At 73.2% G+C, this 18890-nt stretch carries 18 protein-coding genes; 6 read left to right on the forward strand and 12 right to left on the reverse strand.

Annotated features, from left to right (window positions below; genetic code table 11):
- Window positions 1-58 precede the first annotated feature (58 nt).
- The 3 genes from ABTY40_RS14095 to afsQ1 are packed head-to-tail and all read right to left on the reverse strand — an operon-like array spanning window position 59 to window position 2918.
- Window positions 59-721, reverse strand: coding sequence for a hypothetical protein (locus tag ABTY40_RS14095; RefSeq protein WP_352059732.1), 663 nt, complete (start codon window positions 719-721; stop codon window positions 59-61).
- A complete protein-coding gene (locus ABTY40_RS14100; protein WP_352059733.1) occupies window positions 718-2244 on the reverse strand; it encodes an ATP-binding protein in 1527 nt (508 codons plus the stop codon). The genes ABTY40_RS14095 and ABTY40_RS14100 overlap by 4 nt, the downstream gene beginning before the upstream one ends.
- Window positions 2241-2918, reverse strand: a complete 678-nt coding sequence (gene afsQ1, locus ABTY40_RS14105) for a two-component system response regulator AfsQ1 (RefSeq protein ID WP_352059734.1) — start codon at window positions 2916-2918, stop codon at window positions 2241-2243. Before afsQ1 ends, ABTY40_RS14100 begins: the two co-directional genes overlap by 4 nt.
- 169 nt (window positions 2919-3087) lie before the next feature.
- Here afsQ1 and ABTY40_RS14110 point away from each other — a divergent pair, with 169 nt between their 5' ends.
- A complete protein-coding gene (locus tag ABTY40_RS14110) occupies window positions 3088-3810 on the forward strand; it encodes a SigE family RNA polymerase sigma factor (protein ID WP_345278402.1) in 723 nt (240 codons plus the stop codon).
- 106 nt (window positions 3811-3916) lie between these two features.
- Here ABTY40_RS14110 and ABTY40_RS14115 read toward each other — a convergent pair whose 3' ends face one another.
- The 4 genes from ABTY40_RS14115 to deoC form a co-directional block, all read right to left on the reverse strand.
- Window positions 3917-4612, reverse strand: coding sequence for a uridine kinase family protein (locus tag ABTY40_RS14115; RefSeq protein ID WP_352059735.1), 696 nt, complete (start codon window positions 4610-4612; stop codon window positions 3917-3919).
- 141 nt (window positions 4613-4753) lie between these two features.
- Window positions 4754-5650, reverse strand: coding sequence for an aldehyde dehydrogenase family protein (locus tag ABTY40_RS14120; protein ID WP_352059736.1), 897 nt, complete (start codon window positions 5648-5650; stop codon window positions 4754-4756).
- Window positions 5643-7079, reverse strand: coding sequence for an aldehyde dehydrogenase family protein (locus tag ABTY40_RS14125; RefSeq protein WP_345278398.1), 1437 nt, complete (start codon window positions 7077-7079; stop codon window positions 5643-5645). The genes ABTY40_RS14120 and ABTY40_RS14125 overlap by 8 nt, the downstream gene beginning before the upstream one ends.
- Window positions 7080-7084: 5 nt before the next feature.
- The gene (gene deoC / locus ABTY40_RS14130) at window positions 7085-8044 is read right to left on the reverse strand and encodes a deoxyribose-phosphate aldolase (protein WP_352059737.1); all 960 of its coding nucleotides are present in this window, start codon (window positions 8042-8044) and stop codon (window positions 7085-7087) included.
- Between the two features lie 250 nt (window positions 8045-8294).
- On the opposite strand from deoC, the gene ABTY40_RS14135 reads away from it, so the two are divergent.
- From ABTY40_RS14135 to ABTY40_RS14145, 3 genes are all read left to right on the forward strand, one after another.
- Window positions 8295-9659 (forward strand): hypothetical protein, encoded by a 1365-nt coding sequence (locus ABTY40_RS14135; RefSeq protein WP_352059738.1) that lies wholly within the window; start codon window positions 8295-8297, stop codon window positions 9657-9659.
- A 239-nt stretch (window positions 9660-9898) separates the two neighbouring features.
- Window positions 9899-10603, forward strand: coding sequence for a class F sortase (locus tag ABTY40_RS14140; RefSeq protein ID WP_502990575.1), 705 nt, complete (start codon window positions 9899-9901; stop codon window positions 10601-10603).
- 35 nt (window positions 10604-10638) lie between these two features.
- A complete protein-coding gene (locus ABTY40_RS14145; protein ID WP_352059740.1) occupies window positions 10639-11289 on the forward strand; it encodes a PH domain-containing protein in 651 nt (216 codons plus the stop codon).
- 91 nt (window positions 11290-11380) lie between these two features.
- Here the strand turns inward: ABTY40_RS14145 and ABTY40_RS14150 are convergent, their stop codons facing one another.
- From ABTY40_RS14150 to ABTY40_RS14160, 3 genes are all read right to left on the reverse strand, one after another.
- A complete protein-coding gene (locus ABTY40_RS14150) occupies window positions 11381-13033 on the reverse strand; it encodes a phospho-sugar mutase (RefSeq protein ID WP_352059741.1) in 1653 nt (550 codons plus the stop codon).
- 331 nt (window positions 13034-13364) lie between these two features.
- Window positions 13365-14168, reverse strand: a complete 804-nt coding sequence (locus ABTY40_RS14155; RefSeq protein ID WP_345278392.1) for a purine-nucleoside phosphorylase — start codon at window positions 14166-14168, stop codon at window positions 13365-13367.
- 461 nt (window positions 14169-14629) lie between these two features.
- A complete protein-coding gene (locus tag ABTY40_RS14160; RefSeq protein WP_309053753.1) occupies window positions 14630-15067 on the reverse strand; it encodes a gamma-glutamylcyclotransferase family protein in 438 nt (145 codons plus the stop codon).
- 198 nt (window positions 15068-15265) lie between these two features.
- Here ABTY40_RS14160 and ABTY40_RS14165 point away from each other — a divergent pair, with 198 nt between their 5' ends.
- A complete protein-coding gene (locus ABTY40_RS14165) occupies window positions 15266-16705 on the forward strand; it encodes an NAD(P)H-quinone dehydrogenase (RefSeq protein WP_352059742.1) in 1440 nt (479 codons plus the stop codon).
- Between the two features lie 225 nt (window positions 16706-16930).
- Window positions 16931-17857: a DeoR/GlpR family DNA-binding transcription regulator gene (locus tag ABTY40_RS14170; RefSeq protein ID WP_502990577.1), complete on the forward strand. Its 927-nt coding sequence runs from the start codon at window positions 16931-16933 to the stop codon at window positions 17855-17857.
- Window positions 17858-17899: 42 nt separating this feature from the next.
- Here ABTY40_RS14170 and ABTY40_RS14175 read toward each other — a convergent pair whose 3' ends face one another.
- Window positions 17900-18445, reverse strand: a complete 546-nt coding sequence (locus ABTY40_RS14175) for a TetR/AcrR family transcriptional regulator (protein ID WP_352059744.1) — start codon at window positions 18443-18445, stop codon at window positions 17900-17902.
- A 91-nt stretch (window positions 18446-18536) separates the two neighbouring features.
- A partial coding sequence (locus tag ABTY40_RS14180) for a biotin/lipoyl-containing protein (protein WP_352059745.1) occupies window positions 18537-18890 on the reverse strand: 354 nt, incomplete at its 5' end.

Consider the following 18890-nt stretch of genomic DNA (forward strand, 5'->3'; position numbering starts at 1 on the left):
ACCCGCCGGCCCCTCCCACCGGGTCCGGTCACTCCCGGCCGGACCCCCGGCGGCCGGGTCACTCCCCGGCCGGGGCCTCCGAGGCCGGGTCCGCCGAACCCGAGGGCCCCGGGACCGTCACCGTCGGCACCGTGCCCAGCGGCGGCGCCGACTCCGGACGCTCCCGCAGCTCCGGCGTGCACCGGTAGCGCTTCGGCGCGTACGCGCCCGGACCGCCCAGCAGCACCGTGTGCTCGCCCGCCCCCGCCGCGCTCTCCGCGAAGGTGCAGACGATCTGCGACAGGGCCGTCGGCGCCAGGTCCTCCGGCTGACGGTTCAGCCGCAGGGTGCCCGCCGGATCACCGGCCCGCGCGCCCTTCACCGCCATCGGTCCGCGCACCGCCGTGGTGAACCCGGCCGCCCGCTCCTCCTCCGACGGCCCGGCGACCAGCAGCTCCAGCAGCTCCGACGCCGTCCGCAGCGGCGAACGGCCGGCCTTCTCCTCCGGTAGCGGGGCCCCGCGCTCCACCACTTCCAGCTGCGCGCCGCACACCAGGTGCACCCGGAGCGGCACGCCCTGCGCCGCCGCGGAGGAGGACTCCCCGGTCAGGCTGCACGGCACCCGGGTGGGGGCCGCGCCCGCGTCCACCGGGACCGACGTGGTGCGGATCCCGCACCCGCCGACCAGCAGGGTGAGCGCGGCCGCCACCAGGGCGCCCGCGCGGACCGTACGGCGCTTCACTCTTCCTCCACCCGCGACTCGCGCGCGATCCCCGACGCGTCCCTGGGCAGCCGCAGCACGAACACCGCGCCGCCCGTCTTCCCGTCCTCGCCGACCGAGTTCGACGCGGAGATGGACCCCTCGTGGATCAGCGCGTTCTCCATGGCGATCGACAGGCCCAGCCCGCTGCCGTCCGACCTCGGCCGCGACGCGCTCGCCTTGTAGAAACGGTCGAAGACGTGCGGCAGCACCTCCTCGGGGATGCCGGGGCCGTGGTCGCGCACCGCGATCACCAGCTCCTCGCCCCCGTCCGTACCGGTCTCCTCGGTACGGACCGACACCCGCACCGGCGAACCGCCGTGCTTCAGCGCGTTCCCGATCAGATTGGCGAGGATCACGTCGAGCCGGCGCGGGTCGAGACGCGCCACGATCCCGCGCTCCGCGTCCAGCTCCACCGCGTCCAACCAGGCCCGCGCGTCGATGCAGGCGGTGATCTGGTCCGCGATGTCGACGTCGTCCAGGACGAGCCGGGCGGTGCCCGCGTCGAAGCGGGTCACCTCCATCAGGTTCTCCACCAGGTCGTTGAGCCGCCGGGTCTCGCTCACCACCAGCGCCACCGCCGGGGCGATCATCGGGTCCAGGGAGTCCTGCTCGTCCTCCAGGACCTCGGTGACGGCCGTCAGCGCGGTGAGCGGCGTCCGCAGCTCGTGCGACATGTCGGCCACGAAGCGCCGGCTCGACTCCTCCCGGGCGCTCATGTCGGCGACCTGCTTCTGCAGCGACTCGGCCGCGTCGTTGAACGTCCGCGACAGATCCGCCAGTTCGTCCGCTCCCGAGACCTGGAGCCGGGTGTCGAGCTTGCCCTCGCCGAGCTGCTTGGCCGCCTCCCCGACCCGGTGCACCGGCCGCAGCACGGTCGTCGCCGCCACCTGCGCGAGCAGCACCGACCCGGCCACGGCGAGCGCCGTGGCGATCCCCAGCGACCAGGCGAGCGAGTTCAGATCGGCCTTCTCCGCCGCCAGCGACTTGAACATGTATCCGGCGGGGCCGCCGCCGTCGATCCGCGTCCCGCCCACCAGATAGGGCGTCCCGCCCCGCTCCGTACGCTGCCAGAACAGGTGGTACGGGTAGGGATTGGCGTCCGACACCGGGCGGCGGGTGTCCACCGCCTCCCGCAGCGCCCGCGGCACGTCCGCGAGCGTGAAGGTGTCCGGGTCCGAGGCGCCGACGATCGGCTTGCCCGCCTCCCGCTCACCGAGCAGCAGCACCTGGTAGCCCGCGCTGCCGCTCGCCATCTGCTCGGCGGTGCGGCGCAGTTCCTCCTGGTCGGGCCGGAGCGGCAGCGTCGCCGCCCGGTTCTGCATCTCCTGCCGGAAGTCGTTCAGCGCCCCGTCCTGGGTCCGGGTGAGCACCGCCTCCCGGTTGAGCCAGTACGCGATGCCCGAGGCGGCGACGGCCGCGGTGAGCGCGACCAGGGCGAAGACCACGACGAGCCGCAGCCGCAGGCTGGTGAGACCGAGCCGCGTGATGATTCCCCGGCTCACGCAGGGACGTCCAGTCGGTAGCCGACGCCCCGCACCGTACGGATCAGGGTCGGCGAGGACGGCACGTCCTCCACCTTGGCGCGCAGCCGCTGCACACACGCGTCGACCAGCCGGGAGTCGCCCAGGTAGTCGTGCTCCCACACGAGCCGCAGCAACTGCTGGCGGGAGAGCGCCTGTCCGGGCCGCCGGCTCAGCTCCAGGAGCAGCCGCAGCTCCGTGGGGGTGAGCTGGAGGTCCTCCCCGTTCTTCGTCACGGTCATCGCCGCCCGGTCGATCACGAGCGAACCGAAGGTGGCGGAATCGGCCGACTCCCGCTCGCCGCGCCGCAGGACGGCACGGATACGGGCGTCGAGGACCCGCCCCTGCACCGGCTTGACCACGTAGTCGTCGGCGCCGGACTCCAGGCCGACGACCACGTCGATGTCGTCGCTGCGCGCGGTGAGCAGAATGATCGGCAGCTGGTCGGTGCGGCGGATGCGACGGCACACCTCGAAGCCGTCGATGCCGGGCAGCATGACGTCCAGCACGACCAGGTCGGGCCGCTGCTCACGGAGCAGTTGCAGCCCGTCCTCGCCCGTCGCGGCGGTGGCCACCCGGTGGCCCTGCCGGGACAGGGAGAGTTCGAGGGCCGTCCGGATGGCGTCGTCGTCCTCGATCAGCAACAGAAAAGGCACGGACGTCATTCTGTCGCATGCGGCCGTCCGAGTTCGACCGGACGGAGGCGCGCGCACGCCCCGGCCCCTGTGACACGTCTGTGACAGTCGGCGGACACCGCCATGAAGTGCGCCGGGCAGGCTTCTTGTCACACGGACCGGCCACACTCCAACCGACGGGGGGCGCGAGATGAACGCACTGCACAGCACCACCTCAAGCGCAGTTGTCACGCGTCTCCACGACGTCGTGCGGAGCGCGGAGAAGTCCGGCGCGGTGAACGGGCGGGGGTGCGTTCGCGGTGTCGGACGTCAGCGCAAGGCGCCTTACATGGTGGCCGTCGCTGACGGGGGAGCGGCGTACGGGGAGGTCACGGGGGAGCGTTCCGGTTGTTCGGAGGCCGAGTTCACGGCCTACGTCCAGGAGCGCCGGGCCTCCCTGTACGCCACCGCCTACCACCTCACCGGTGACCGTTTCGAGGCCGAGGACCTGCTCCAGAGCGCGCTGTTCTCCACGTACCGCGCCTGGGACCGGATCAGCGACAAGGCGGCCGTCGGCGGATACCTCCGCCGCACCATGACGAACCTGCACATCAGCGCCTGGCGCCGGCGCAAGCTCAACGAGTACCCGACCGAGGAGCTGCCGGAGACGGTCGGCGAGACGGACGCCATGCGGGGCACGGAGCTGCGCGCGGTGCTGTGGCAGGCGCTCGCCCGGCTGCCCGAGCTGCAGCGCACCATGCTGGTGCTGCGCTATTACGAGGGCCGCACCGATCCGGAGATCGCGGCGATCCTGGACATCAGTGTCGGCACGGTGAAGTCGAGCATCTGGCGCTCGCTGCGGCGACTGCGCGAGGACGAGGTGCTGAGCTTCGGCCGTGACGAGGAGGAGTCCTTCGGCGAGCTGGTGGCCTGAGGGTACGGGGGGAACACGGGGGGACCGTACGGGGGTACGGGGGAACGACGCGGGGCCGGACGAGAGGGGGATCTCGTCCGGCCCCGCGTCACGTCCGCGGACGGTTTCAGCGGGCGGCGGGCGTCCGGTGCCGCCCGGCGGCGGCCGCCGCCAGACGGCCGAGGGCCTCGGCCTTGGCGCACGGGTGGGCGCCGAGCGCCGTCTGCCGGGCCACGATGGAACGCTCGGCGCGCATCAGGCGCCAGCCGCGGCGCAGCAGGAACGGCACCGACTTGCGGCCCTCCCGCAGGTCGCGCAGCAGACGGCGGCGGAAGGTCGTGGAGGGCCGGCCGCGCAGGCAGAGCGCGTCGGCGAGCACCCCGAGCTCGCGGCAGCGCTCCACGATGTCGGCGGCGAAGATGCCCTCCGCCACGAACAGCGGGGTGCGCCCGATGTCCAGACGGTCGCGGTCGACCCGGGAGCTGGTGGCGATGTCGTACACCGGGACGTCGGTCCGGCCGGTGCGGCACAGGTCGAGGATCGCGGCGACGGCGGCGTCCGCGTCCCAGGAGAGGGGCGAGTCCCAGTCGATGTCCGAGCTGCCGAGGACGAGCGGGAGGGTCGGGTCGTCGCCCTCCTTGTAGAAGTCGTCGAGGCGCAGCACCGGAAGTCCGGTGCGGGCGGCGAGAGAGGACTTGCCGGAGCCGGAGGGGCCCGCGAGCAGGACGACTCGGGTCGGTATCGGTTGGGAGGTCACGGGACACCAGTGTGAGGCATTCCCGCGTGCGGCGGAGCCCCGGGAGCGCCCCTTGGTATCGAGCATCACACCCCGACCACGGGCGGTGCCCGCCCCGTCACGCCCGGGGACGGAGCGGGCACCGCCCTCGTCCGGGCACGGCGGACGGCCCCCGGGCGGCAGGCGGGTCACGCCGCCGGCCCGGGGGCCGTCCCACACGTCGCGCCGCTAGTACGAGGAGCCGGAGGCGCCCAGCGAACCCGTCGGGTGCCAGACCGTCTTCGTCTCCAGGAAGGCCGTCATGCGGTCCGTGCCCGGGGACGCGGTGAAGTCCTCGGTACGGCGGCGCAGGACGCGCTTCAGGTTGTCGGCCGCGGCGATCTCGAGCTCGCGGGCGAGGCCGGTGTCCGCGCCCGTGAGGTCGATCGCGTTGACGTCCTGGTGGGCGGCCAGGTGCGGGCCCATCTCGGCGGCCTTGCCGGAGAGAACGTTGACGACACCGCCCGGCAGGTCGGAGGTGGCGAGCACCTCACCGAGGGACAGTGCCGGGAGCGGGGCCTTCTCGCTCGCGACGACGACCGCCGTGTTGCCGGTGGCGATCACCGGGGCGATCACCGACACCAGGCCCAGGAAGGACGACTCCTGCGGGGCGATGACGGCGACGACACCGGTCGGCTCCGGGGTGGACAGGTTGAAGAACGGGCCCGCGACCGGGTTCGCCCCGCCCACGACCTGCGCGATCTTGTCGGTCCAGCCCGCGTACCAGACCCAGCGGTCGATCGTGGCCTCGACGACCTCGGCCGCCTTGTTCTTCGACAGCCCCTCCGCGTGCGCGACCTCGTGCACGAACTGGCCCTTGCGGCCCTCCAGCATCTCGGCGACGCGGTAGAGGATCTGGCCCCGGTTGTACGCCGTCGCGCCCGCCCAGCCGCCGAAGGCCTTGCGCGCGGCCACGACGGCGTCACGGGCGTCCTTGCGGGAGGAGAGCGGGGCGTTCGCCAGCCACTTGCCCTTCGAGTCCGTCACCTCGTACACCCGGCCGCTCTCGGAACGCGGGAACTTGCCTCCCACGTACAGCTTGTAGGTCTTGAAGACGCTCAGACGCTGCTCGGACTTCTCAGACATCGAGGTAGGCCTCCAGACCGTGACGGCCGCCCTCGCGGCCGAAGCCCGACTCCTTGTAACCGCCGAACGGCGAGGTCGGGTCGAACTTGTTGAACGTGTTGGCCCAGACGACACCCGCCCGGAGCTTGCCCGCCACGGCGAGGATCCGCGAGCCCTTCTCCGTCCAGATGCCGGCCGACAGGCCGTACTGGCTGTTGTTGGCCTTCGCGACGGCCTCGTCGGGGGTACGGAACGTGAGCACCGACAGGACCGGGCCGAAGATCTCGTCGCGGGCCACCGTGTGCGCCTGCGTCACGTTCGTGAACAGGGTCGGGGCGAACCAGTACCCGGCCGACGGGATCTCGCAGGCGGCCGACCAGCGCTCGGCGCCCTCGGCCTCGCCCTGCTCCACGAGCGCGGTGATGCGGGCCAGCTGCTCGGGCGAGTTGATGGCGCCGATGTCGGTGTTCTTGTCCAGCGGGTCGCCCAGACGCAGGGTGCTCAGGCGGCGCTTCAGCGCGTCGAGCACCTCGTCGTGGACGGACTCCTGGACGAGGAGCCGCGAGCCCGCGCAGCAGACCTGGCCCTGGTTGAAGAAGATGCCGTTGACGATGCCCTCGACGGCCTGGTCGACCGGGGCGTCGTCGAAGACGATGTTGGCGCCCTTGCCGCCCAGCTCCAGGGTGAGCTTCTTGTCCGTGCCGGCGACGGAGCGCGCGATGGCCTTGCCGACGGCGGTCGAGCCGGTGAAGGCGACCTTGTTCACGTCCGGGTGCTCGACCAGCGCGGCGCCGGCGTCCCCGTAACCGGGCAGGATGTTGACGACGCCCTTCGGCAGCCCGGCCTGGCGGCAGATGTCCGCGAAGAACAGGGCGGAGAGCGGGGTCGTCTCGGCCGGCTTCAGGACGACCGTGTTGCCGGTCGCGAGCGCCGGGGCGATCTTCCACGCCAGCATCAGCAGCGGGAAGTTCCACGGGATGACCTGGCCGGCCACGCCCAGCGGGCGGGGGTTCGCTCCGAAGCCGGCGTGGTCGAGCTTGTCGGCCCAGCCCGCGTAGTAGAAGAAGTGCGCCGCGACCAGGGGGAGGTCCGCGTCGCGGGTCTCCTTGATCGGCTTGCCGTTGTCGAGGGTCTCCAGGACGGCCAGCTCGCGGCTGCGCTCCTGGATGATGCGGGCGATCCGGAAGAGGTACTTGGCGCGCTCGGAACCGGGCAGCGCCGACCACTTCTCGAAGGCCCGGCGCGCCGCCTTCACCGCGCGGTCCACGTCCTCGGCGCCCGCCTGGGCGACCTCGGACAGAACCTCCTCGGTGGAGGGGGAGACGCTCTTGAAGACCTTGCCGTCGGCCGCGTCCGTGAACTCGCCGTCGATGAACAGGCCGTAGGAAGGGGCGATGTCGACGACGGACCGGGACTCGGGCGCCGGTGCGTACTCGAATGCAGATGCCATGTTGATCAGTCCACCGTCACGTAATCGGGGCCGGAGTAGCGGCCGGTCGCCAGCTTCTGGCGCTGCATCAGCAGGTCGTTGAGCAGGCTGGAGGCGCCGAAGCGGAACCAGTGGTTGTCCAGCCAGTTCTCGCCGACGGTCTCGTTGACCAGCACCAGGAACTTGATCGCTTCCTTGGTGTTGCGGATGCCGCCGGCCGGCTTCACACCGATCTGCACGCCGGTCTGCGCGCGGAAGTCGCGCACCGCCTCCAGCATGAGCAGGGTGTTCGCGGGGGTGGCGTTCACCGCGACCTTGCCGGTCGAGGTCTTGATGAAGTCCGCGCCGGCCATCATGCCGAGCCAGGAGGCGCGGCGGATGTTGTCGTACGTGGACAGCTCACCGGTCTCGAAGATCACCTTGAGGCGGGCGCGGTCGCCGCACTCCGCCTTGATCGCGGCGATCTGCTCGTAGACCTCCAGGTAGCGGCCGGCGAGGAAGGCGCCACGGTCGATGACCATGTCGATCTCGTCCGCGCCGGCGGCGATCGCGTCGGCGGTGTCGGCCAGCTTCACGGGGAGGGCGGCGCGGCCCGCCGGGAAGGCGGTGGCGACCGAGGCGACCTTGACGCCGGAGCCCGCCAGGGCGGCCTTGGCGGTGGCCACCATGTCGGGGTAGACGCAGACGGCGGCGGTCGTCGGGGTCGTACGGTCGGTCGGATCGGGATGGACGGCCTTCGCGGCGAGGGCCCGGACCTTGCCCGGGGTGTCCGCGCCTTCGAGCGTCGTCAGGTCGATCATCGAGATGGCCAGGTCGATGGCGTACGCCTTGGCCGTGGTCTTGATCGAGCGGGTGCCGAGGGACGCGGCGCGCGCCTCCAGGCCGACGGCGTCGACGCCGGGCAGCCCGTGGAGGAAGCGGCGCAGCGCGCTGTCGGACGCGGTCACGTCGGCGAAGGCATTGGCTGCGGGTGCAGTGGTGGGCATGGTCACCAGTCGAGCATATCTACGCGCGTAGCGACCTGTACAGGGGAGGCCCCGGGCAGAGCCCGAGGTCACAGCCCCGCATCCGGCGCGGTGACACCTGTCACACGCCCGTGACGAGGAGCGGACGCCTCCCTCATACAAGATCACTAATTTTTGTCTCGCAGCCAGCCAGACCTCACCGGACACAGTCGGACCGAGCAACAGCGGCATGCGGCTCTCCATCCACCCTGACCAGATCCCTGGAGTCGTTATGCGCACCGCCCTTCGCACCGCCATCGCCACCGCCCTCGTCGCGGGCGTCGCGGTCACCACCCCGGCCCTCACCGCCGTGGCGGCCTTCGCCGCCGACGGTCCGGTGACGACCGCGACGAACGGCCCCAGGACCCCCGGTACCGCGACGGTCACGCCGGCTGCCACCGCGACCCCGACCACTCCGGCGAGCCCGAGCACCCCGGCGGCCCCCTCCGCGACCACCGCCACGCCGTCCGCCTCCGCGACGCCCTCCGCCACCCCGACGCCGACCGCGACCGCCACCACGGCGCCCACCGCCTCCGCCCCCCCGACCGCGCCGGCCACCACCGCCCCCGCCACCGACACGGCGCAGGGCACCCTCGTCCGCACCGAGAAGCTGGCGGGCGGCTACGTCGCCAAGATCTACAAGGTCGCGGCGGGGCACCACCGGGCCGACTTCTACCTCCAGGGCGCGTACACCGAGTCCCTCACCGCCGACGGCCGCTCCGTCGCCGGCAACGACAACGGCACCTTCTTCGTCCTCACCCCGGGCGGCGCCACCCACCACTGGGTCGGCAACTACATCCCCGGCGCGCGCTCCGGCGTCTACCGGCTCGCCGACGGCACCGTCGTGCAGCTCGACCGCGAGAACGGCGTCCCCGGCCTCCAGCTCCTCGACAACGGTGTGGGCCGCGGCTACACCTACGTGGCGAGCGGCCGCCAGGTCCTCACCTACGGCAAGGCCGTCGTGATCCTGGAGGAGGACGGCGGGTTCGCCGCCTACGTCCCCGGCTCCGCGCGGCAGGCCGCCCCGCAGCTGCTGTCCGGCGCGCCCGCCCCTGCCGCCGGAACCCCGGTCGTCATCGGGGAGTGCACCGTCCGCCAGGACATCCCCTCCGTCTTCGCGCAGCTGACCGTGACGCTCACCCACGACCTGGAGAAGGGCCCCAAGGCCGTCCTCAAGGACGAGCAGGGCAAGCCGGTCGTCACCGTCGACCGCGCCCACCCCGCCGACACCGGCATGGGCCTGACCATCTCCGGCGCCCACACCCTCACCCCGAAGCTCGGCCAGCGCACCCAGGGCGGTGGCACCCCGTACGCCTGGACCGCGTTCCCGAAGCTGCCGAAGGGCTGCGAGAAGCCCACCTCCTCCACCACCCGCCCGGCCACCGGCACAGGCACGGGTACGGGCACGGGCACGGGCCCCTCGGCCACCGGCGGCCAGACCTCCGTCGTCCCGAAGGGCGGCGTCGCGGCCGGTGCCGAGCTCGGCACCACGGGCGGGTCCACCGCCCTCGTCGCCACCGGCGCGGGAGCGGCCTCGCTCGCCGCCGCGGGCCTCGGCTTCCTCGTCGTCCGCCGCCGCGCGGCGGGCCGCGCCTGACGGGAACGGGGCGGCGGGGCCCACGCCTCACCCCGCCCTCCGACAGCCACGCACCCCTCGCACACCCCACACCCCTCAGCCTCCCCGCCCCTTGACCCGAGCGGGAGCACCACCCCACCCCACCCAGCCTCCTCGCCCTTTGACCCGAGCGGGAGCACCACCCCACCCCACCCAGCCTCCTCGCCCTTTGACCCGAGCGGGAGCACCACCCCACCCCACCCGGGCCGGTCGCCGCAGCCATGTGGCGGCCGGCCCCGTTCCGTCCGGAGCCGCGCCCCGTGAAGCCCGCCCGCCCCAGCCGTCACCCCGCCCGTCCCCGTACCGCGTCGCTCGCCGCGGCGGCCGTGCTCACCGTGGTCACCGCCCTGGCCGGCTGTTCGGCCGGACCCGGTGGCGAGGGCACGCCGCCGCCCCGCGTCGTCGAGGCCTCGGCGCCCGTGCCGGCGGCGCAGGCCGCCTCCGTCCGTCCGCTCGCCCGTTCGCTGCCCGTCCGCGTCCGGATGCCGTCCACCGGCGTCGACACCGGTCCCGGCGGGCCGGTCCTCCGCCTCGGACTCGCCGCCGACGGCACGGTCGAGGTGCCCTCGGAGGCGGAGGCGGACCGCATCGGCTGGTACGACAAGGGCGTCACGCCCGGGGAGACCGGCCCCGCGATCCTCATCGGCCACTTCGACACCGCGCGCGGACCCGCCGTGCTCAAGGACGTCGCCAAGGCCCGCGTCGGCGACGAGATCACCGTGACCAGGGCCGACGGCACCGACGCCGTCTTCCGCGTCCGCGAGCTGGAGCAGGTCGACAAGAAGACCTTCCCGACGGCGAAGGTCTACGGCGACACCACCCGCCCCGAGCTGCGCCTCATCACCTGCGGCGGCGAACTGGCCGGCGGCCACCGCCCCGACAACATCATCCTGTACGCGGATCTGGTGGCCGCGCGGGCCGCCTGAGCCCCCACCGGGCCCGCTGAGGCACAATCTCCGGCATGACCACCCCCGAGCAGCCGTCCGAGCCGGGCCACGAGCCGCGCCAGGACCGGCCGAGTGCCGAGCCGCCGTACGCCGACCGCGCCTACCGCTCCCCCCTGGGGATCGCGAGCGGGGTCTTCCTGCTGCTCCTCGCGTGCTTCTTCGCCGGGGACGCGCTGCTGCGCGGCGAGGGCCGCACGCCGTGGCTGGCGCTCGCCGGACTCCTCCTGGCCGCCCCGCTGATCGTCGCCTTCACCATCCGGCCGGTGGTGTACGCCAACGCCGACCGGCTCCGGGTCCGCAACCCCTTCCGGACGATCACCCTGCCGTGGAGCGCCGTCGCCGACGTCCGCGCCGGCTACTCCAGCGAGGTCTTCACCCAGGAGGGCGCCACGTACCAGCTGTGGGCCGTCCCCGTCTCGCTGCGCAAGCGCAAGAAGGCGGCCCGCCTCGGGGCCCGCGCCACCGGGGAGGCCGCCGGCTCCTTCGACTCCGACGGCCGGGCCGCCCCCGCGGACCGGGCCATCGCCGAGCTGCGCGAGATGGCCGGGGCCGGTGCCGGCCGGCCGGGCGCGCAGGGCGGCCCCGAGGTGCGCTGGGCGTACGAGATCCTCGCCCCGGCCGTGGCCGGAGCGGTCCTCTTCGTGATCCTCAAGGCGACCGGCTGATCCCGCCCCCGACGGGGCGCACGCCGGAGGGCCGGTACGGAAACGCTTCCGTACCGGCCCTCCGTGCCGTCCTGCGCCGCGGGCGCGGCGGTCAGAGACCGGCCGCCTCCGCCAGGTCCTTCTTCAGCGCGGCGAGCACCTCGGCGCCCTTCGCCCGCGCCGCCGGGAGCCCCTCGGTACCCGCCACCGGGACGACGACCTCCAGGTAGCACTTCAGCTTGGGCTCCGTACCGGACGGGCGGACGATCACCCGGGCCTTGTGGTCGCCCTCCAGGTGGTAGCGCAGCCCGTCCGTCGGCGGCAGCGACTCCGTGCCCTTCGTCAGGTCCTCCGCCGACACGACCGTCAGCCCCGCGAGCCGCACCGGGGGCCGCTCGCGCAGCGCCGCCATCGCGTTCGCGATGACGCTCAGGTCCTGGACGCGCACCGACAGCTGGTCGGTGGCGTGCAGACCGTGCCGCACCGCCAGGTCGTCGAGCAGGTCCGTCAGCGTCCGGCCCCGCTCCTTCAGCTCGGAGGCCAGCTCGGCGACGGCCAGCGCCGCCGTGATGCCGTCCTTGTCGCGGACGCCCTCCGGGTCGACGCAGTAGCCGAGCGCCTCCTCGTAGCCGTACCGCAGCCCTTCGACCCGGGCGATCCACTTGAAGCCGGTCAGCGTCTCCTCGTACCCGACCCCGGCGGCCTCGGCGATCCGGCCGAGCAGCGAGGAGGACACGATCGACTCGGCGAAGACGCCCCGGGCGCCCTTGCCCACCAGGTGCGCGGCGAGCAGCGCGCCCACCTCGTCACCGCGGAGCATCCGCCAGCCGCCCTCGGCGTCCGCGTCCGGCACGGCCACCGCGCAGCGGTCCGCGTCCGGGTCGTTGGCGATGACGATGTCCGGGTCCACGGCCCGGGCCGCCTCGAAGGCCAGGTCCATGGCCCCCGGCTCCTCCGGGTTCGGGAAGGCGACCGTCGGGAACGCCGGGTCCGGTTCGGCCTGCTCGGCGACGAGCGCCGGCGGCGGGAAGCCGTGCCGGGCGAAGGCGGCCGTCAGGACCTCCTTGCCGACGCCGTGCATGGCCGTGTAGACGGTCCGCGCCGTGCGGGCCGAGCCGGGGGAGAGGACGGCGTCCGTGCGCTCCAGGTAGGCCTCCAGGACCTCGTCTCCCAGCGTCTCCCAGCCCTCCGACGGGCGGGGCACGTCCTCCAGCGAGCGCACGGCGGCGATCTCCGCGGCGATCTCCGCGTCCGCCGGCGGCACGATCTGCGAGCCGTCGCCCAGGTAGACCTTGTAGCCGTTGTCGCGCGGCGGGTTGTGGCTCGCGGTCACCTCGACGCCCGCGACGGCGCCCAGGTGCCTTATGGCGTACGCCAGGACGGGCGTCGGCAGCGGGCGGGGCAGCAGCGCGGCGCGCAGCCCGGCGCCCGTCATCACGGCGGCGGTGTCGCGGGCGAAGTCGGCCGACTTGTAGCGGGCGTCGTAGCCGATCACGACGAGGCCGTCCCCCTGGCCCTTGGCCTTCAGGTACGCGGCCAGGCCGGCGGCGGCCCGGATGACGACGGAGCGGTTCATGCGCATGGGACCGGCGCCCAGCTCGCCGCGGAGCCCGGCGGTGCCGAACTGCAGCGTGCCGCTGAAGCGCGCGGTCAGCTCCTCGTGCTCGCCGGCCTCGATGAGCCGGGCGAGTTCCTCGCGGGTCTCGCTGTCGGGGTCCTCTGCGAGCCAGGCCTGGGCCCGGGCGAGGAGGTCGTCCTGCGTCACGGTGTGTGCCTTTCGGATGTACGGACGTAAGCGGGCGGGCGTCTTCTTTTCCCCGCCCCGCGCCTTCCCGTAACCGGCGGGTCCACCCGGGACCTTGGTCCCGGCCGAAAGCGGCCCCCGAGGGGCGGGGAACCGTTTCTCCGGCGGTCGCCGCTCCTCGCCGCGTGGGTCGGACGGGGTGGGTGGTGCGGGTGGTGCGGGCGGTGCGGGCGCCGGGCCCCGGCCCGTGCGCCACGCCCCACGTCCCGTCCGTCCGGGCCGCGGGCGGCAGGGAAGGAAGCCGCCCGGCGAGCGGCCCCGCCCGGGGCGGGGCGGGGCCGGGAAGAGGGGATCAGATGCGGTCGAGCACCCGGGTGAGGAGCTCGCCCATGCGGGCGGCCGAGTCGCGGCCCGCCTGGAGGACCTCCTCGTGGTTGAGCGGCTCGCCCGAGAGGCCCGCCGCCAGGTTGGTGACCAGGGAGATGCCCAGGACCTCGGCGCCCGCCTCGCGGGCCGCGATGGCCTCCAGGACGGTGGACATGCCGACCAGGTCGCCGCCCAGGACGCGGACCATGTTGATCTCGGCCGGGGTCTCGTAGTGCGGCCCGGGGAACTGGACGTAGACGCCCTCCTCCAGGGTCTCGTCGACCTCCTTGCACAGCGCGCGCAGCCGCGGCGAGTACAGGTCGGTGAGGTCCACGAAGTTCGCGCCGACGATCGGCGAGGCGGCCGTCAGGTTGATGTGGTCGCTGATCAGGACCGGCTGACCGGGGCGCATGCCCTCGCGCAGGCCGCCGCAGCCGTTGGTCAGGACGACGGTCTTGACGCCGGCGGCGACGGCGGTGCGGACGCCGTGGGCGACGGAGGCGACGCCCCGGCCCTCGTAGAAGTGGGTGCGGCCGAGGAAGACGAGGGCGCGCTTCTCACCGATCTTGTACGAGCGGATCTTGCCGCCGTGGCCCTCGACGACCGGCGGCGGGAAACCGGGGAGCTCGGTCACCGGGAACTCGGCCTCGGGAGCGCCGAGCGCGTCGACGGCGGGCGCCCAGCCGGAGCCCATGACCAGGGCGACGTCGTGGTTCTCGACTCCGGTCAGCTCGCGGAGACGCGCGGCAGCGGCCTCGGCGGCCTCGTACGGGGTGGCAGTTGCGTTCACTGACTCTCTCGCCTCGGGGAGGGGGGTCCGAGGGAAGACCCCGGACGGATTTGATACGCGCAGAAGCCTAGCCCGAGAAACCCTACGCGCGTAGATGACGCCGCGAACGGAGCTGCGATCGTTGTCTTGTCGTTTCCCACGAACGCGGGGTGGCCCGCGGCGCGGGGTGGGAACGACGGTGCGGTGCCCCGGAGCGGGCCGCCGGTGTCGCCGCCCGTACGACCCGGCCCGGGCGCGGGCCTCCGGCCTTCGGCGCGGGCACCTGGCAGGCGGCCGACAGTCGTCCCTCAGGGAACGTGGCAGTGCGAGTCGGCCCTGTGGAGCCCTGCCGCCCGCGGGCTCTCGGCGAGGACCGGCCCCGGCCGGGCCACCGCCCGGCAGTGCTCAGCGGGCCCCCCGGGCCAGGCCTCGGACCTGCGGCCCTCGGCAGGCCGCCCCGGTCAGGCCACCGCCCTCGGCGCTCAGCAGGGCCGCTTGCGGAGTTCCATCACGTAGTCGTGGGGGGCTCCCGCCGACTCGGCCGCGTCGGCCACCTCGCCCAGGTACCGGGCCGAGGGCAGGCCGCCCTCGTACGCGTTCAGGACGTACACCCAGGCCGGCTCCTCGCCGTCCAGCGTGTGCACCCGCACCCGCATCCGGCGGTAGATGTCGAGGCCCACGCCCTCCCAGCGGTCCATCGAGTCCTCGTCCATCGGAGCGATGTCGTACAGCGCCACGAAGACCTGGGAGCGCGGGGCCTCCACGATGGTGGCGAGCGCTCCCTCCCAGCCCATCTGCTCGCCGCCGAAGGTCAGCCGCCAGCCGTTGAGCCAGCCGGTGCTGCGCAGCGGGGAGTGCGGTGCGCGGCGACTCATCAGCCGCGCGTCGAGGTTGCCGGCGTACGCGGCGTAGAGCGACATGGGACCGAGGGTACGGGAGGGTGTGGTCACTCCGCCGAACTCCGAGGTGAGGGCCGTATGGAGGCCCCGACGAGAGGAGCCCCCCGCCGTGCGGGAGAATGGGGTACGCACTTGAAGCGTGCGGGACAATGGCGTACGCACTGCAGCCCCAGCGGGGGGACCACCCCGGCAGAACGAGAGCGCGAGGCGTAGATCCCAGTGACCCGGATCGTGATCATCGGCGGCGGACCCGGCGGATACGAGGCGGCCCTGGTGGGCGCCCAACTCGGCGCGGAGGTGACCGTCGTCGACTGCGACGGCCTCGGCGGCGCGTCCGTCCTGACCGACTGCGTCCCCTCCAAGACCCTGATCGCCACCGCCGAGGTGATGACCACCTTCGACTCCTCCTACGAGGAGCTCGGCATCATCGTCGCGGACGACACCCCCCACCTGGAGCAGGCCGCCCGCGTCGTGGGCGTGGACCTCGGCAAGGTGAACCGCCGTGTGAAGCGGCTCGCGCTCGCCCAGTCGCACGACATCACCGCCTCCGTGACCCGGGCCGGGGCCCGGGTGCTGCGCGGCCGCGGCCGGTTCTCCGGCCGGCAGGCGGCGGACGGCTCCCGCGAGGTGATCGTGACCGCCGCCGACGGCAGCGAGGAGACGCTGGCCGCCGACGCCGTCCTGATCGCCACCGGCGGTCACCCGCGCGAGCTGCCCGACGCCAAGCCGGACGGCGAGCGCATCCTGAACTGGACGCAGGTGTACGACCTCAAGGAGCTGCCCGAGGAGCTCATCGTGGTCGGCTCCGGCGTCACCGGCGCCGAGTTCGCCGGCGCCTACCAGGCGCTCGGCTCGCGGGTCACCCTGGTCTCCTCGCGCGACCGCGTGCTGCCGGGCGAGGACCCGGACGCGGCGGCCGTCCTGGAGGACGTCTTCCGCCGGCGCGGCATGAACGTCATGGCCCGCTCGCGCGCCGAGTCCGCCAAGCGGGTCGGCGACCGGGTGGAGGTCACCCTCGCCGACGGCCGGGTCATCTCCGGCACGCACTGCCTCATGGCGGTCGGCGCGATCCCGAACACGGCCGGCATGGGCCTGGAGGAGGCGGGGGTCCGGCTGAAGGACTCCGGCCACATCCTGACCGACCGGGTCTCCCGCACGAGCGCCCCCGGCGTGTACGCGGCCGGTGACGTCACCGGCGTCTTCGCGCTCGCCTCGGTCGCCGCCATGCAGGGCCGGATCGCGATGTACCACTTCCTCGGCGACGCGGTGACCCCGCTGAACCTCAAGACGGTCTCCGCGAACGTCTTCACCGACCCGGAGATCGCCACCGTCGGTTACACACAGGCGGACGTGGACGCGGGCAAGATCGACGCCCGGGTCGTCAAGCTGCCGCTGCTGCGCAACCCGCGCGCCAAGATGCAGGGCATCCGGGACGGCTTCGTGAAGATCTTCTGCCGCCCGGGCACCGGCATCGTGGTCGGCGGCTGCGTCGTCGCCCCCCGGGCGAGCGAGCTGATCCACCCCATCTCGATCGCGGTCGACAACAATCTGACGGTCGAACAGATCGCAAATGCTTTCACCGTGTACCCCTCCCTGTCGGGCTCGATCGCGGAAGTGGCACGGCAGTTGCACACCCGAAAGACGGCGGGCGAGGCCTGACCCTCGGGCCGGTCGCCGCTCCCGCCTGCGGGAACGGTTCTCCGACTCGGACAACCCCCGGCAAGCCGGGGCATAGAACGATCAACGGCGGGGTCCTCCATACCACTTGAGGGCCCCGTCCGTGCGCAACTTCTTTAATTCGGCGCATACTGCTGAAAACTATCGGGCGGTCACGTTACTGTCAGTTTCGTGTTCGCTGCAGAACGTCGCCAGTTGATCCTCGAAATGGTGCGTGCCAACGGAGCCGTGTCGCTCCGTGAGCTCGCCCGCGTCGTCCAGACCTCCGAAGTGACCGTGCGCAGAGACGTACGGGCGCTGGAGGCAGAAGGACTCCTCGACCGCCGGCACGGCGGTGCGGTGTTGCCGGGCGGATTCACGCGAGAATCCGGCTTCCCGCAGAAATCCCATCTCGCGACGGCGGAGAAGACGGCCATCGCCGATGTCGCGGCCGGCCTGGTCGAAGAGGGCGAAGCCATCGTCGTCGGAGCCGGGACGACCACGCAGGAGCTGGCCCGCCGGCTCGCCCGGGTGCCCGGCCTGACCGTCGTCACCAACTCCCTGCTGGTCGCCCAGGCCCTCGCCCACGCCAACCGGGTCGAGGTCGTCATGACCGGCGGCACCCTGCGCGGCTCCAACTACGCCCTCGTCGGCAGCGGCGCCGAGCAGTCCCTCCAGGGGCTGCGGGTCTCCCGGGCCTTCCTCTCCGGCAGCGGACTGACCGCCGAGCGCGGCCTCTCCACCTCCAACATGCTCTCCGCGAGCGTGGACCGGGCCCTGGTGCAGGCGGCGGCCGAGGTCGTCGTCCTCGCCGACCACACCAAGCTCGGCACCGACACCATGTTCCAGACGGTGCCGACCGACGTGATCACCCGACTGGTCACCGACGAGCCCCCGGCCCACGACGACCGGGCCGCCACCGAGCTCCAGGCCCTCGCCGACCAGGGCGTCCAGATCGCCGTCGCCGGCACCGGCCAGGGCACCGGCGCGACCGAACAGCTTCCCCCGCCTCCCCGGGGCCGCCGCGACATGCCGCTGCCCGTCCAGCGGGGGCGGATGCCGCAGGCCGGCCAGTTCCGGGGCCCGGGCGCGGGCGGCCTCGGAGCCGACCCGATGGAACGCACCGCCCGCGTCGCGGACATGCGACGCCGCTGATCCCCGGCGCCGTACGAGACGTACGCGACGGGGGTACGCGGCTCAGGCCTTCAGGCCGCGCAGGGTCAGGGTGAGCAGGCGGTCCGCCAACTCCGCGTCCTCCGGGCACTGTTCCGCCGCCAGGGTGATCGCCTTCGTGAGCTGCATCAGATCGCCGATCGACACATCGGCCCGCACCTGGCCCGCCTCCTGTGCACGGGCCAGCAGCGCCTCACCCGCCGTCCGCAGCGGCTCACTGCACCGGGCGAGCGCCGAACCCCGGTCGTACGAGGCCGACATGAGCGCATGCGCCAGCCCCCGGTACTCACTCGCATGAGTGATGAGCGTGCGCAGCCACTCCACCAGCGCGCCGCACGGCGCCTCCGCCCCGGCCAGCTCGCGCGAACGGCGCAGCAACGCGGTGACGGCCTCCTGGAAGACCGCGTTCAGCAGATCCGCCCGCGTCGGGAAATGGCGGTAGAGCGTGCCGATCCCCAGGCCCGCGCGGCGGGCGATCTCCTCCAGGGACGCGTCCGTACCCTGTTCCGCGAAGGCGGCCCGGGCCTCCCTCACCAGCCGCTCGTGATTGCGGCGCGCGTCGGCTCGCATGACGTACGGACGGCCCTCCTTCGGCGAAAGGGCCCGCAGGCGCATGCCTGCGGGCCCTTCACACGGTAACCGTGACACGGAAGTCCCGGCGTCAGTCCTTGATCTCGCAGATCGCGGCACCGGAGGTCACGGACGCGCCGACCGCCGCGCTCAGGCCCTGGACGGTGCCGGATTTGTGGGCGTTGAGGGGTTGTTCCATTTTCATGGCTTCGAGGACGACGACGAGGTCGCCTTCCTTGACTTCCTGGCCTTCTTCGACGGCGATCTTGACGATGGTGCCCTGCATGGGGGAGGCGAGGGTGTCACCGGAGGCGGTGGGGCCGGACTTCTTGGCGGCGCGGCGCTTGGGTTTGGCGCCGGCGGCCAGGCCGGTGCGGGCGAGGGTCATGCCGAGGCTGGAGGGCAGGGAGACCTCCAGGCGCTTGCCGCCGACCTCGACCACGAT

This window comes from Streptomyces sp. NPDC126503, assembly GCF_040302405.1.
Lineage (GTDB): Bacteria > Actinomycetota > Actinomycetes > Streptomycetales > Streptomycetaceae > Streptomyces > Streptomyces gulbargensis.

What these genes read in the sequence shown, in the direction of transcription:
- ABTY40_RS14110 (WP_345278402.1), top strand. Translation starts at nt 3,088, where the DNA reads ATGAACGCACTGCACAGCACCACCTCAAGCGCAGTTGTCACGCGTCTC.
- ABTY40_RS14115 (WP_352059735.1), bottom strand. Translation starts at nt 4,612, where the DNA reads ATGCTCGATACCAAGGGGCGCTCCCGGGGCTCCGCCGCACGCGGGAAT.
- ABTY40_RS14120 (WP_352059736.1), bottom strand. Translation starts at nt 5,650, where the DNA reads ATGTCTGAGAAGTCCGAGCAGCGTCTGAGCGTCTTCAAGACCTACAAG.
- ABTY40_RS14125 (WP_345278398.1), bottom strand. Translation starts at nt 7,079, where the DNA reads ATGGCATCTGCATTCGAGTACGCACCGGCGCCCGAGTCCCGGTCCGTC.
- deoC (WP_352059737.1), bottom strand. Translation starts at nt 8,044, where the DNA reads ATGCCCACCACTGCACCCGCAGCCAATGCCTTCGCCGACGTGACCGCG.
- ABTY40_RS14135 (WP_352059738.1), top strand. Translation starts at nt 8,295, where the DNA reads ATGCGCACCGCCCTTCGCACCGCCATCGCCACCGCCCTCGTCGCGGGC.
- ABTY40_RS14140 (WP_502990575.1), top strand. Translation starts at nt 9,899, where the DNA reads ATGTGGCGGCCGGCCCCGTTCCGTCCGGAGCCGCGCCCCGTGAAGCCC.
- ABTY40_RS14145 (WP_352059740.1), top strand. Translation starts at nt 10,639, where the DNA reads ATGACCACCCCCGAGCAGCCGTCCGAGCCGGGCCACGAGCCGCGCCAG.
- ABTY40_RS14160 (WP_309053753.1), bottom strand. Translation starts at nt 15,067, where the DNA reads ATGTCGCTCTACGCCGCGTACGCCGGCAACCTCGACGCGCGGCTGATG.
- ABTY40_RS14170 (WP_502990577.1), top strand. Translation starts at nt 16,931, where the DNA reads ATGGTGCGTGCCAACGGAGCCGTGTCGCTCCGTGAGCTCGCCCGCGTC.
- ABTY40_RS14175 (WP_352059744.1), bottom strand. Translation starts at nt 18,445, where the DNA reads ATGCGAGCCGACGCGCGCCGCAATCACGAGCGGCTGGTGAGGGAGGCC.